This window comes from Paenibacillus aceti (assembly GCF_003614185.1).
Classification (GTDB): Bacteria; Bacillota; Bacilli; order Paenibacillales; family Paenibacillaceae; genus Fontibacillus; species Fontibacillus aceti.
The window spans coordinates 4,890,148-4,902,944 of sequence record NZ_KZ987724.1 but is presented as its reverse complement, the minus strand read 5'-3'; the positions used below and the strand labels follow the sequence as shown (position 1 = coordinate 4,902,944).

The window sequence follows — 12,797 nt, the reverse complement described above, 5'->3', positions numbered from 1 at the left end:
GTAAATGGAAAATAAACTGGTAGGTCAAAAATACTATGATGGGTAAGAAAACAAAATTTCGGGGATATTATGGAAGTTATGTTACACATTATATACCTTTTTTTGAAAAGATGCTATGATAATTGGTAGATTGTCCCTATTAACTCCTACACCCCTCCTACTAACCGCATATAACCTGCTCGTATAGCAGATCAACTATTCCCAGGAAAGGGAGCATGATGATGATGAGTGTTGCCCATGATCACCACTGGACCTCACGTCGCTCCGCGCTTGCGCGCGAGGAGGGACTGACTCTGATCGAAGTGGCGGCCGCCCTGGTTATCCTCTCGCTGATCAGCCTTTACTTCCTGTCTTATTTCACGAACAGCGCTGCGCAGAGCAAGCTTAGCAATCAACATTTGTCAGCCACTCACCTGGCCAATGCAAGGCTGCATGAAATCCAGGCAATGCCCTTCGACCAGCTCCAGAAGTATGCAACTTCCGGCCGTTCACTGCCTAATGAGAATCGCGATATCTATTCCATTCACGCCAAGATCAGCACGACCTATCCCGATTATCCCTCCCATTCCGATTTCCTGTATATCATAGTCACTGTAAATTGGTCTAAAGATCCAGACCTCGCGGGGGAATACAAGCATCAAGTCTCGTTAGTCGGGGCCGCCAGACGGGATTTTGCACCAGCCGGGGGTGAGCACACATGAGAAATCTGGCCCAGCAGATAAGAAAAGAGGACGGCTTAACTCTGGTAGAGCTGCTCGCCGCGATCGCTTTATCTGGACTCATCCTTCTATTGGTCTCAACCATTCTTACCACCTCGCTATTTGCCTTTGGACGCATTAACCATGAGACCGAACTGCGGAATAAGGCAGTCACCCTCAGCGCTACTCTGCAAGCCAAGCTAAAAAATACGGTCAGGATCGCCGACGGGCCACTCGACCAAATCAGGGCTGAGGTGCTGACGGATGTGCTTAGCGGAGTGACCGAGCCGGTTACGCTCCAGTTGAAGGAAGGAAATCTGTATATGAATGATTCCATGATGCATGATGAGGATCTATCGTTGGCTGACTCCTATTTTACCCAAGACTCCAAGGGGCTGCAGCTTCACTTGCAATTCCGCTTGGCTGATGAGCCGAAGGTTGAGCCTCTGTATTTATTCGTATCGATCAAATTTATATCATGAGGTGAATGAGCATGCATATCTTCCCCCGCTCCCATGAACACGAACGCGGATACGCCCTGCTCTCCGTACTGCTGCTCACCGTCCTTCTCTTTATCCTGGGCACGCTTGTGATGAGGAGCGTCTCCGACTCAAGGAGTATGGTGAACATCTCCGGGGATATCGTGTCCGCTCAGGCGGATGGAGAGACGCGGCTGATGCTGAAGCTATCCGATCTCCGCGCGCAAATCATGAATCTACAGAATGAAGAGGAGCCAGCTACCCTTGAGGACGTCCAGGACATCGCTGCGTCTTTTGTGGATGCGGGCAGCGTGACGATGGACGAAGAGAGCTCGCGTTACACCGCCGTCGTCTCTGCAATAGGCAAATCGGGCAAGATTACACAGACCCTGCAGAGAAAAGTCGAGATCATTCTCAACTACAGCCCAACTGGCCCCCCTGATGGAACAGACAACGGTTATACGATTGTTAGCCAAGGCCCCATAGATATTAACAGTACCCTTGTTGAAGGAAATATCTATTCTACTAGTGGTTTTATGATTACCGATTCAACGATTAATGGGCAAAAGGTGACACTGATCTCAAATCCCTCGAATGGACTGGAGAAGCCCGGTCAGGTTGATGTAGCCCAAATAATTACTGATCTCAACAAAGAATTAACTGACTCCTTATCCGACCTGTTCAACATGATCCCCACTTACTCCGGAGCTGTATCACAGAACCAGCACTTTACCGAATCGGTTGCCCTGAGAGACTTGAACCTAATGCCTGGAATACGCGTTCAGGTTGATGGTGATCTTTTGATTCAAGGAGATGTGACGATGGAAGCCGGGTCGGCCCTCTCCGCCACCGGAAGTATTTATATTAACGGAAGCCTGAAGCTTCATGGGAATGGAGAGATTCATTCGGGGAATATTATACGGGTGAACGGAGCAATGGATATAAAAGCCCCCAGTCCGGAGAGTAATCCGCCGCCTAAGGTAATCATTATCGGGGATCTGTATACGAGTTCTATCGATTTAGAGGGTACGCTAACCGCTGGGCGAATTTATGTGAATGACAAATTAGAATCAACTCTATATGGCAAAAATCAATTCAAGCTCTATACCGCAGGCTCCACCAAGATCAATGGAGGCTCCACCCCCTCCTCTTTGCGCGGCTATATTTACTCGAATGGCGCGGTTCACATTGTCGGAAATAACGGGCTGGTCATCGAGGGCCTGGATTGGAAGCCAAAGCCGCCTGATCAACCCGGCGATATTGTGTTTAAGGAAGGTAACTGGTGATCATTGGTACTAGCAGCTGTAACGAAACTATGTATCGCTATTCGCGTCAAAAAGAGTCTTCCCCAATTCTAACGAAACGGGGTATCGCTATTGGTAGCAATTTGGGGTCTAAAGCCGCGATTCCCTCAGAATAACGATAGGGTGTTTCGTTAGATTTGAAATGTTTCGGTTTCGGCAGTAATAACGTTATGGTGTTTCGTTAGAGATCCGACTGAAGGGGAACGGCGGGACAGCTTGGTCAGATTGAGGAAATTGCGTGAGGCTGATCGCTCCTAGCTGGGTTATTTGGAAAAAGCCTGCAAATCTGCAGGCTTTTCAGACTATCTAAGCGAAATTGGATGATTTTTTGCAAAAAGGATGCATTATCGCAGGAATTTCCACATAACCGGGAGGCTAGGCGATAAAAGCCTGCTTTTTTGCAGTTTTGACATGCTGGGACAGGTAAAGTTTATTAGACTCGCGCCGTCCTGCTTAAGCTTGCACAACGTCGAGCTCGACATCTTGCTTGAACACGTCTTTATCGTTATCGCCGAGCACCTTGCCAGTCACAACACCGGCTACGATAGAGTCGTTGACGTTCAGGGCAGTACGGCCCATGTCGATCAGTGGTTCAACCGAGATCAGCAGACCCGCCAGGCCGACGGGCAGGTTCATCGTCGACAGCACGATCAGCGACGCGAAGGTTGCCCCGCCGCCAACGCCGGCAACACCGAACGAACTGATGACGACCACGAGGATCAAGGTAATAATGAAATCCCAGCTCATCGGATTGATCCCCACCGTTGGTGCGATCATAACAGCCAGCATGGCCGGATAAATCCCGGCGCAACCGTTCTGCCCGATCATCGAACCGAACGAAGCGGACAGGTTAGCAATGCCCTCTGGCACGCCAAGCCGTTTTGTCTGTGTCTCCACATTCAGCGGAATGGTAGCTACGCTGGAACGGGAGGTGAACGCGAAGATCAGCGTTGGGAATACTTTTCTCACATACTGAATTGGATTGTATCCGAAGAGTGCCAGTATAATTAAATGAATGATGAACATGGCGATCAGCGCCACATAGGAAGCGACCACGAACTTGAGCAGCTTCAGAATCTCCTCCGGATTCGTCGTCGCGACCACATTCGTAATTAGTGCCAGAATCCCGAAAGGCGTAAGCCGCAGTACCAAGGTAACGATCCGCATAACGACCGCATATACAGCATCCACCATTTTACGGAAGGTTTCCGCTTGCTCCGGTTTCTTCCTATCAATTCCAAGCACAGCCACACCGATAAATGCCGAGAAAATGACAACCGCCATCGTAGAAGTGCTGCGTGAACCTGCCATATCCGCAAATGGATTGGTTGGAATGAAGTCCAGGACATACTGCGGAATCGTCTTATCGGCTACATCGCCGACACGCTCTTCAAGCTTCGCTCCGCGCTCCTGTTCCTTCTGACCCGCTTCAATCTGAATCGCCTTCAGGTCGAAGCTGAGGCTGGTGACGATACTAACCGTTGCGGCAATCGCCGTCGTAATCAACAGCGTACCGATGATCAGCGCCGTCATCTTGCCCAGATTCTGCTTACCCTTCAGCTTCATAATCGCCGAAATAATCGATACCATAATCAGTGGTATGACGACCATTTGCAGCAAGCCGACATAGCCGCGACCGATCAGATTGAACCAATCCGTCGATTTGGCTAACACATCAGAGCTGGATGTATAGATTGCCTGCAGCGCAACTCCGAATACAAGTCCTAGTCCAAGACCTGTGAATACCCGTTTTGTAAAAGAAATATGCTTCTTCTGCATCCAGAGCAACAGCCCAATCAATGCAAGCATAACGACAACATTGAGAATTACTTGAATAATTTCCACTTCTGTCTCTCCCCTCAACTGTCATATCGTATGACCCTGTTGGTTAATTACTGTCGATTATAATATCATAATCTCGACTAAATGGATAGGATTAATTTAAGATTATTTTTTGGTAGTAACTATATTTACGATAGAGTCTACAAATCTCATTATATCCATACTGTGCTAAAATGAAAATGAACCGGGAAGAAATCTTTCTCAATATTTTTTCAATATGATGGAGAAGCTTATGATACAAATCTATATGACCCCTTTACGAACAAATATGAATCCTATTTATATTGAAAATCTGCTTCAACAGTTGCCTGCACCTAAACGGGATAGAATCGGTAGATTCACCCGGCAAGAGGATGCCTACCGCTCGCTTATGGCTGATATTCTCTCCAGATGGCTAGTATGCAGTCACCTCCATATTAAGAACAGGTCGCTGCAGATTGAACAGGCTGCTTATGGCAAGCCGATGGTACAAGGCGTCAGTGAATTGCATTTCAACCATTCCCACTCTGGCCAATGGATCGTCAGCGCCATTTCCGACGCCCCGATCGGAATCGACGTAGAGAGAATCTCTGACATCGACCTCCGAATTGCTGAACGCTTCTTCTCCAATCAGGAGAATAGCGATTTGAACGCGCTGTCGCCTCAAGCCAGAACCGATTATTTCTTCGAGCTATGGACCTTGAAGGAGAGCTATATCAAGGCGGAGGGGAGCGGGCTGTCCCTGCCTCTGTCTTCTTTTACAGTTCGCAAGCAGGGCGAACAGATTCAACTCGACACCGAGAACAGCTTCAAGCACTGCTTTTTCAGGCAATACTCCCCTGATCCCCTGCACAAAATGGCCGTATGCGCCCAAAGTACAGATTTCCCCATCCAGGCAGAAATTATCGATTTCAATGAACTGTATGAACGGTTTATGAGCGTCAGTTAATGCTATCCATGAATATCAGCAGCAAAAATAGCCGGAAAGCATCTACCGCTTCCCGGCTATAAGTCTATAACCTTATTATTTGCTCATCTCGGCAACTTCACCGAGGATTTTCTCTCCGCCCTGCTTATTCCACTTAGTCACGAATTCATCGAAGGAATCGATCGGAGCTGAGCCCATGATGATCTTGGCGAAGGTCTCTTTCTCCAGCTTCTGCAGGTTCGCCCATCTGGAGGACATCGTATCGGTCTGACCGTAGTACAGACTGTATACCTCTTTGATATTCTGATCTGTAGCCAGAGGTCTGTCGCCGACCATAATCGAGACGAGACGCGGCAGATTAGTTGTGATCAGATCACCACTGTCCTTCAAATCCCAATTCGTGATCGAAAAGTCATCCAATGGCTCCTTCTTCAGCTTCTTAATCGCATTCATATCATCCTTGAGCAGCTTATGCGTGCTGAAGTCGACGCTATCGATCTCAACTTCACCTTTCAAATACTTGTTGAGAATGTCGTAGGATACTTCGATCTCATCCACATTATCGAATACGGTGAAGAGTGGGTAACCGCCTGATGTCCCCGGATTTTTACCCAGGCCTGTTTCTACCCATTTTGCTTCATCCCGCAGGAGCAGGTTGATTAATTTCAAGACGGCTTCAGGATTTTTGCAATCCTTGTTCACGACCACGAAGGTATTGGCCGGAGCCGCCATATGCGCATAGTAATTGCCGTCATCCGCTTGTGGGTAAGCATATGCCTGCCAGTCTGGAGTCGGGTCCTTCTTGTAGGCATCCGCAATCGTGTACCCCGTCCACCATGGTCCGAAGAAAATACCGGCCTTGCCATCCAGAATCGGCTGCAAGCTGTCATCACGGACAAGCAGTTCCTTGTCGATCAGGCCTTCTTTATACATTTCAGCCATCGTCTGCAGCGCTTGCTTCGTCTCCGGCTGGGTCGAGCCATATACTACCTCACCCTGCTCATTCTCCAACCAGTATAGAGGGAAGGATTTATGAGCCGCAAAGAGCGGATCAAGTCCGTACAGGTTGCCGTCTGTGCCACTCAGCCCACCGGACTTCGACGGACCGACGATTCCCATCGTATCATTCTTGCCGTTACCATCCGGGTCTTGCTCGATAAAAGCACGAGCGACCTTCTTCAGCTCTTCGAGATTCTTCGGAGCTTCCAGACCGAGCTTATCGAGCCAGTCCTGACGAATCCACATTTGGCTCATCCCGGAAGCCTTCGGTACCGTTGCAGGAATCGCCATAATTTTGCCGTCCGTCTCCACCAATTGCTTCAGAGCGTCTCCGCCGCTTTCATAGAAGCTCTTCAGCATATCGCTGGCGGTGGAATTGAACGCATCCGTCGAATCCGCCAATTGATTAAACTTCTGCATCGATTTGAACTGAGTCAAGTTAACAATCGCAGCATCGGGGATATTATTGGACGAAATCGCCAAGCTGATCTTCTGATCCCAGTCCGCCGGAGCACTGATCCAGTCATATACGATCTCAATATTCAATTGCTTCTTGATCTCATCAAGAAACTCGTTATCTTCCACAGACTTACCTTCATCAAATTTCAAATTCGGATCAAGGGAACGGACAAGATGGAGAGTGACCGGCTCTTCATATCTGCCGAACGGATCCAGTGCCGCTGAGGAATTCGTATCCTTGGAATCCGCCGTATTCGCAGCGGTGTTACCAGCTGTATTGTTGGATGCGCCATTCGAGCCAGAGTCTGCCTTGTCACCGCCGCAGGCTGTCAAAGTAGCCATAAGCATGACCGTAATCAATCCTGATAGTAGCCATTTGCGCTTTTTCATTGATTTTCCCCCTAAATGATTTTAAATAAATATATTTCAACTGCACCCTGGGGTACAATTAAAATCACTCTTTCACCGATCCGAGCGTAATCCCGGTAATGAAATACTTCTGCAGGAACGGATATATCACGAGAACCGGAATCATGGCGATGAAGATCTTCGCAGCGTTCAGAGAACGGTTATTCAGCTGTGAAATTTGCTTGATCTGCTCTGTATCCAATGTCGACAGGTTCAGGTTCACGACCAGCTGTTGAATATAGGTCTGCAGCGGGTAATTGGACTGCTTCGTGCTTAGTACCAGGCCCTGGAAGAACTCGTTCCAGTAGCCGACGATTGTAAACAAGGATATGGTGGCCACTACCGGTGCCGAGATCGGAATGAAAATCTGAATGAAGGTCCGCCAAGGTCCTGCACCATCCACATAAGCCGCCTCTTCCAGCGCCCCCGGGATATTCCTGAAAAAGTTAACGACAAGGATGACGTTGAAGATCGGCAGACTGCCTGCCAATACGAGCCCCCAGATCGAGTCGATCAGCCCATAGCCGCGGATGACGAGATACCATGGAATCGTCCCGCCGTTGAACAGCATACAGAATACGAGTACCCACATATAAGCGTTGCGGTGCGGCAGCTGCTTCGATGTCTTCGACAGAGGGTAGGCCATCATCAGAATCGCGGCCAGACTGACTGCGGTACCGAGCACCACCCTTTTTACAGATACCCAGAAAGAGGTGAAGAACGCTACCTCCGACACTATTTTCTGATAGGACAATAAGTTGAAGCCAATCGGCCAGAAGGTGACCGCCCCGGCATTTACCGCCGCTTTATCACTGACGGAAATCATCAGAATATACCATAGAGGTGTTAGACATAACAATGTAATCAAGATAAGCAAGGTCGCGTTTACTCCATTAAACAACCTGGCTCCAAAGGATTTATGCTCAACCAAGGTTTTCTCCCCCCACTAGATGTCTTAGAATGAGTATTTAACCACTTAAAAGATTTTGTAGCCTGTAAATTTGTCCGCCAAGGCGTAGCTGGTCACGATCAGAATAAAGCTGACGACGGATTTCAGCAGCCCTACCGCAGTAGCGAGACTAAACTGAAGTTCTACCAGACCGGCCCGGTACACCCAGGTATCGATAATATCCCCGGTGGAATAGACCAGCGGATTGTACAGGTTATAGATTTGGTCAAAGCCTGCATTAAGCACATTCCCGAGAGAAAGAATTGCCAATAGGATCACGGTTGTCTTAATACCTGGAAGCGTAATATGAATCAACCTTTTGAATCGGCCTGCACCATCGATAGCTGCCGCTTCATGCAGAGACGGATCGATGGAGGTCAGCGCAGCCAAGTAAATAACGGCATTATAGCCGAACCCTTTCCATATATCCGAGCCGATGACTAGAGGTCTGAATAGATCCTCACGGCCGAAGAAGACGATAGGCTCTACACCGAACACGCTGAGAAGACTATTGACAGGACCATCCACCCCGAAGATATTCAGCACGATGCTGCCGAGAATAACCCAGGACAGGAAATATGGCAGGTACACCAGAGTTTGAATCGGTCTGACGAGCTTCTTGATCGTCAATTCATGCAGCATCAGCGCGAAGATCAGCGGAATGATCAAATTCCCGATCAATTTTCCGACGGCGATGACGATCGTATTGATGAACACTTGGGTGATATCATCCATACTGAACATGTAGCGGAAGTTCTCAAGTCCGATCCAAGGCGATTTGAATATCCCTAAAGCCGGATTGAAATCTTGAAATGCCATCACGATTCCAAACATGGGAACTATGCTGAATAGAGTAAGCCAAATATATCCTGGTGCCATCATGAGCCAATAGTGCTTTATATTCTTTTTACTGTACATATCATTCTGTTCTTCCCTTCACATAGATTAATGGCGCTTTCAAGAAAATCGCTCCCAACTTCAAAGTTGCATCGAATCTATGACAGCGTTTTCTTATTACAAAACAACTATACCATTCAAGTTTCGCTCCCCCGTATAGAGAGCTGTTGGCTACAAATCAACGAATCGTCTGATTCGCAGCTGGCACATTCATGCCTCGGCCGCTAAGTAGCATTCCTATCCTCGAATGACAGAACAATAGTCCAGATCCTCTTTTTTCATAGCGAACATCTCTCCAGATTCAGACCCGAACAAGCCAAAAAAGGACCACCGCCAAACTAACCTTCGTTAGCTTCCGCAGCAGTCCAATCTCCAGTCATTTATAGTCCGTAAAAGGCAGCTAGGCCCTCATCAGCTTCTGCCTCCCGCCATGATGCTTCCTGTATTCTCCCGGCGTCATACCGGTGATCTCGCAGAATACCCGGATGAAATAATTGACATCCTCATAACCGATCTCCTGAGCGATATCAGCCACCAGATCATCCCGCTTGACCAGCAGGATTTGCGCCCTTCTGATCCGTTCCTCACGCACGAATTCATTGAAGGACATTCCGGTATACTTCTTGAAACTGATGGAAAAATAACTCCGACTTAGCTTGACGATCCTCGCTACCTCCTCGCCATGCAGCTTGCCCCCCAGATTCTGCTTAATGTATATCACCGCCTTCAAAATGCAGAGCTGGATATTGTCCAGGCTACTCTCCGCAGCCGCCTGTCTATAGAGCGCCTCCCGGAAGGAAACGATCCAGTCGATAAATTCATCCAGATCACTGTACTCTTGGACACTTTTCTGCACAGTACCGATGCTCTCCTCAGCCACGCTTGTCAGATGGAGCAGAACCTGCGCTGCTCTCCATACGGAAATATTCAGCGCCCGCGTTCCTTTGCACAGCTCTCTGAAGGTGGTATCATCGTAGAGCCAATACATCTGATTCCACTTCCCGACAAGATACTCCCATTCCTTCATATTAAACTGCTCCGGTGCCTGCTGATTGTCCGGATGATCTGAATTGTCCCGATTGTCTGCGTCGCCGCTTGGATGGCCTTCCTCAGCTGTATGAGCCCCAGCAGTCGGAAGCTTCAATATGCTCTCCACCTTCTGGCTGATTCTGTGCAAAAGTTCATCACAGTCCGTGCTCTCCATCTCCAGCTTCGATATATAATCGATCGCTCCGATGCGCAGCGCAGATTGGGCATAATGGAATTCCTCATGAAAAGTCAACACAATGAACAACAGATGAGGATAGAGAAGATGACATTTCTCCATCAAGGAAATTCCGCCCATTACCGGCATATCTATGTCAACAAATAGTAAATCCACGGGATGATTCTGCAGAAATTCCAGCGCCTTCGCTCCGTTCTGAGCCTCGCCAGCCACAACCATGCCATATTTCTCCCATGGTAGCATCGAGATAATCCCCTTGCGGGCCAGACGGTCATCATCTACGATCAACACACGATACATCCGATCTTCTCCCCTTTTCGGCTATAATGTTCTCCTTCTATACGGATCTACCTCATTATTTCTGCTGAAAGCTAAGCATCAATTTCTCACGATCTATCGGCAAGATCAACTTCACTCTCGTTCCCCGGTCAAGCTCGCTCTCAATTGTAATTACGGCATTATCCCCATAAAATGACTCCAGCATATAACGCACATAGCGTAGGCCGATGCCATCGATTTTGTGATCCCCAGAGGGGCTATGCTGCAAGACTTGGCGGATACGATCGAGCTCCTCTCGGCTCAGCCCTTTGCCGTTATCCTCAAAGGTAATGCATATCGCATTATGGTTGACGGAAGGGTACATGCCTATCTTCAGGCAGCCCTCCTCCCCTAGCCCATGATGGAGTGCATTCTCGGCGATCGGCTGCAGAATCATCCGCGCCGTAGGCGTATCCAGATAATCCCCTTCCTCAATGTTGACCTCCACTTCGAAGTCATAGCGCATCTTCTGCAATTTCAAGTAAGCCTGCAGCATTCGGATTTCCGTCCGTAAAGTAGCCTGCTTATCGATCTTATCGAGGCTGTAGGCAAGAATATAATTCAGTTCTGTGATGAAAGTCTCGATATCATCCTGCCCGTGCATCTTCGCCATCCAGTGAATGGAATGGAGTGAGTTCATCAGGAAGTGGGGATTAATCTGATAATAGATTTTCTCAATTTCCAGCTTATGCTTCTCCTGAGAGATCTTTTCCGTATCCAGCAGCAGCCCCTGAATTTGCTTCTTCATATTGTTGAATTGCTTGAACAGCGCATCGAATTCCATGACTCCGCTCTGTACGGACACTTCATTCAGATCGCCCCGCCCCAGCTTCTTCATCTCCTTCGAGAAGATAGCCAGTGGCGTATAGATCAACCGGGATAACAGGACAAAGGAAGCCACGAATACGAGCAAAGCCAGCAGTAATACGCCGGCCACATTCCGAATCCAGGCGTAGAGCTCGCGATTATAGTCCACTGACGGCAGCAGCAGAATATTGTTGAATCCCAGCTCTGTATTCAGTCGGACGCCCAAGTATTTATCCGCTTTGCCGAAATATCCGGCGCTGATCTGCTCCTCATCCCGCAGCTGGAATTTCTGCCCTACGGCAAAATCCTCACTGCTGGAATACTGGATACGGTGATCCGCATCAAGCTGCAGCAGGACATAATTCATATTCTGTGAATTGGATAAATTATGAATGACTGCCTCCGCCTCCAGGCGGGATTCGATATAGATGATCAGCTCCCGCTCATCCTCCAGCATAATACTGCGTGATACAGACAATACCTGATGCTTCCCCAGCCGCTTAATGCTGGACGGATGCAGGCTATGGAAGGCGAAGGTCCCGTTTCTGCCGAGGACCTTGAAATCATCGGGTGAGAAGTTCTCATAGGGCAGAAAATCATAGAAGTAGCTCTTCCCCGTCTTCGGATCGAAGTAGGTTCTGCAAATGAGATTGCTGTTCGAAAAAGTAATTTTAACGAGATTATCCGCGATCTGCGCCCCAATTGATACTTCTCAAAATTCGAGTTCTCTTGAAAATAATCGCCCAACAAAGAGCCTACCGTTCCATCCGGCGACATTTGCTGGGAGACCTGCGCCATATTTTTATAGCTCTCCTCCATCTTGTCCGTCAGCTGCTGCAGATCGATCACCATAGAGGTCTTCAATTTATTCTTCTCGATCGAATGGATCGCCTCATAAGACACCACCGCCAGAATTAGCAGGATTACAATCGTCTCAATGACGACGACGAATATCAGCCTTTGCTTCAACGCTCGGACCTTGAACAAATCCTTGAAATAAAACCCAAGACGAAGCCGCCTCATTCCATGATCCTCTCTATATGCTGAAGCTCTGCCACTCCGTTCCGATTTGAAGCGCTTTCATATCTGGCCTGGAATTCTGTTCGCAAGCGCCCTCCCCCTCTCTATCACCTTTTGCCTTGGTGGCTCCTTATAACTTGAACATACTGCCACGGCGCAACGCACTACGCACAAAGACTGCAAAGCTTCGGCACAATTAACTTTCACTTAGTAAGCTCTGGCAGACCTATCTCCACTTGGGAAGTTCCGGTACGCCTATCTTCACTTGAGGAGCTCAGTAGACCTATCCTCACTTAGGAAACCCAGTAGACCTACCTCCGCTCAGTAAGCTCCAGCACTCTCCACTTAGGAAGCTCAGTACACTTATCTTCAGTAACTTGTGCGTAGCAGCTTGTGCAAACGTTTGTAATTCACTCGACAACTTTCCGCTAACATCTCAACTTACTATTTATCATACAACATATTCCTTAGCGTTCAAAAACGTT

The 12,797-nt window shown here is 48.3% G+C and carries 11 protein-coding genes; 4 read left to right on the top strand and 7 right to left on the bottom strand.

Annotated elements, in window-relative coordinates; translation table 11 throughout:
• The first annotated feature begins 215 nt into the window (after positions 1–215).
• The 3 genes from BFJ94_RS21900 to BFJ94_RS21890 are packed head-to-tail and all read left to right on the top strand — an operon-like array spanning position 216 to position 2,463.
• A complete protein-coding gene (locus tag BFJ94_RS21900; RefSeq protein ID WP_120464538.1) occupies positions 216–701 on the top strand; it encodes a type IV pilus modification PilV family protein in 486 nt (161 codons plus the stop codon).
• Positions 698–1,180, top strand: a complete 483-nt coding sequence (locus BFJ94_RS21895) for a PulJ/GspJ family protein (protein WP_120464537.1) — start codon at positions 698–700, stop codon at positions 1,178–1,180. Before BFJ94_RS21900 ends, BFJ94_RS21895 begins: the two co-directional genes overlap by 4 nt.
• 11 nt (positions 1,181–1,191) lie before the next feature.
• Entirely contained in the window at positions 1,192–2,463 is a 1,272-nt protein-coding gene (locus BFJ94_RS21890; RefSeq protein ID WP_120464536.1) for a hypothetical protein, read from the top strand.
• Positions 2,464–2,934: 471 nt separating this feature from the next.
• On the opposite strand, the gene BFJ94_RS21885 is transcribed toward BFJ94_RS21890, so the two are convergent.
• Entirely contained in the window at positions 2,935–4,326 is a 1,392-nt protein-coding gene (locus BFJ94_RS21885) for an L-cystine transporter (protein WP_120464535.1), read from the bottom strand.
• Between the two features lie 229 nt (positions 4,327–4,555).
• Here BFJ94_RS21885 and BFJ94_RS21880 point away from each other — a divergent pair, with 229 nt between their 5' ends.
• A complete protein-coding gene (locus tag BFJ94_RS21880; protein ID WP_120465361.1) occupies positions 4,556–5,251 on the top strand; it encodes a 4'-phosphopantetheinyl transferase family protein in 696 nt (231 codons plus the stop codon).
• 75 nt (positions 5,252–5,326) lie between these two features.
• Here the strand turns inward: BFJ94_RS21880 and BFJ94_RS21875 are convergent, their stop codons facing one another.
• The 6 genes from BFJ94_RS21875 to BFJ94_RS21850 form a co-directional block, all read right to left on the bottom strand.
• Positions 5,327–7,078, bottom strand: a complete 1,752-nt coding sequence (locus BFJ94_RS21875; protein WP_120464534.1) for an extracellular solute-binding protein — start codon at positions 7,076–7,078, stop codon at positions 5,327–5,329.
• A gap of 64 nt (positions 7,079–7,142) precedes the next feature.
• Positions 7,143–8,027 carry a carbohydrate ABC transporter permease gene (locus BFJ94_RS21870; protein WP_120464533.1) on the bottom strand — a complete coding sequence of 295 codons (885 nt, stop codon included), beginning with the start codon at positions 8,025–8,027 and terminating at the stop codon, positions 7,143–7,145.
• Between the two features lie 45 nt (positions 8,028–8,072).
• A complete protein-coding gene (locus BFJ94_RS21865) occupies positions 8,073–8,963 on the bottom strand; it encodes an ABC transporter permease (protein ID WP_120464532.1) in 891 nt (296 codons plus the stop codon).
• Positions 8,964–9,342: 379 nt separating this feature from the next.
• Positions 9,343–10,467 (bottom strand): response regulator, encoded by a 1,125-nt coding sequence (locus BFJ94_RS21860; RefSeq protein ID WP_120464531.1) that lies wholly within the window; start codon positions 10,465–10,467, stop codon positions 9,343–9,345.
• 55 nt (positions 10,468–10,522) lie between these two features.
• Positions 10,523–11,770, bottom strand: coding sequence for a sensor histidine kinase (locus tag BFJ94_RS21855; protein WP_162944371.1), 1,248 nt, complete (start codon positions 11,768–11,770; stop codon positions 10,523–10,525).
• Positions 11,725–12,315 (bottom strand): hypothetical protein, encoded by a 591-nt coding sequence (locus BFJ94_RS21850; protein ID WP_120464529.1) that lies wholly within the window; start codon positions 12,313–12,315, stop codon positions 11,725–11,727. The genes BFJ94_RS21855 and BFJ94_RS21850 overlap by 46 nt, the downstream gene beginning before the upstream one ends.
• Between the last annotated feature and the right edge of the window lie 482 nt (positions 12,316–12,797).

What these genes read in the sequence shown, in the direction of transcription:
- BFJ94_RS21900 (WP_120464538.1), top strand. Translation starts at nt 216, where the DNA reads ATGATGATGATGAGTGTTGCCCATGATCACCACTGGACCTCACGTCGC.
- BFJ94_RS21895 (WP_120464537.1), top strand. Translation starts at nt 698, where the DNA reads ATGAGAAATCTGGCCCAGCAGATAAGAAAAGAGGACGGCTTAACTCTG.
- BFJ94_RS21890 (WP_120464536.1), top strand. Translation starts at nt 1,192, where the DNA reads ATGCATATCTTCCCCCGCTCCCATGAACACGAACGCGGATACGCCCTG.
- BFJ94_RS21880 (WP_120465361.1), top strand. Translation starts at nt 4,556, where the DNA reads ATGATACAAATCTATATGACCCCTTTACGAACAAATATGAATCCTATT.
- BFJ94_RS21875 (WP_120464534.1), bottom strand. Translation starts at nt 7,078, where the DNA reads ATGAAAAAGCGCAAATGGCTACTATCAGGATTGATTACGGTCATGCTT.
- BFJ94_RS21865 (WP_120464532.1), bottom strand. Translation starts at nt 8,963, where the DNA reads ATGTACAGTAAAAAGAATATAAAGCACTATTGGCTCATGATGGCACCA.
- BFJ94_RS21860 (WP_120464531.1), bottom strand. Translation starts at nt 10,467, where the DNA reads ATGTATCGTGTGTTGATCGTAGATGATGACCGTCTGGCCCGCAAGGGG.
- BFJ94_RS21850 (WP_120464529.1), bottom strand. Translation starts at nt 12,315, where the DNA reads ATGAGGCGGCTTCGTCTTGGGTTTTATTTCAAGGATTTGTTCAAGGTC.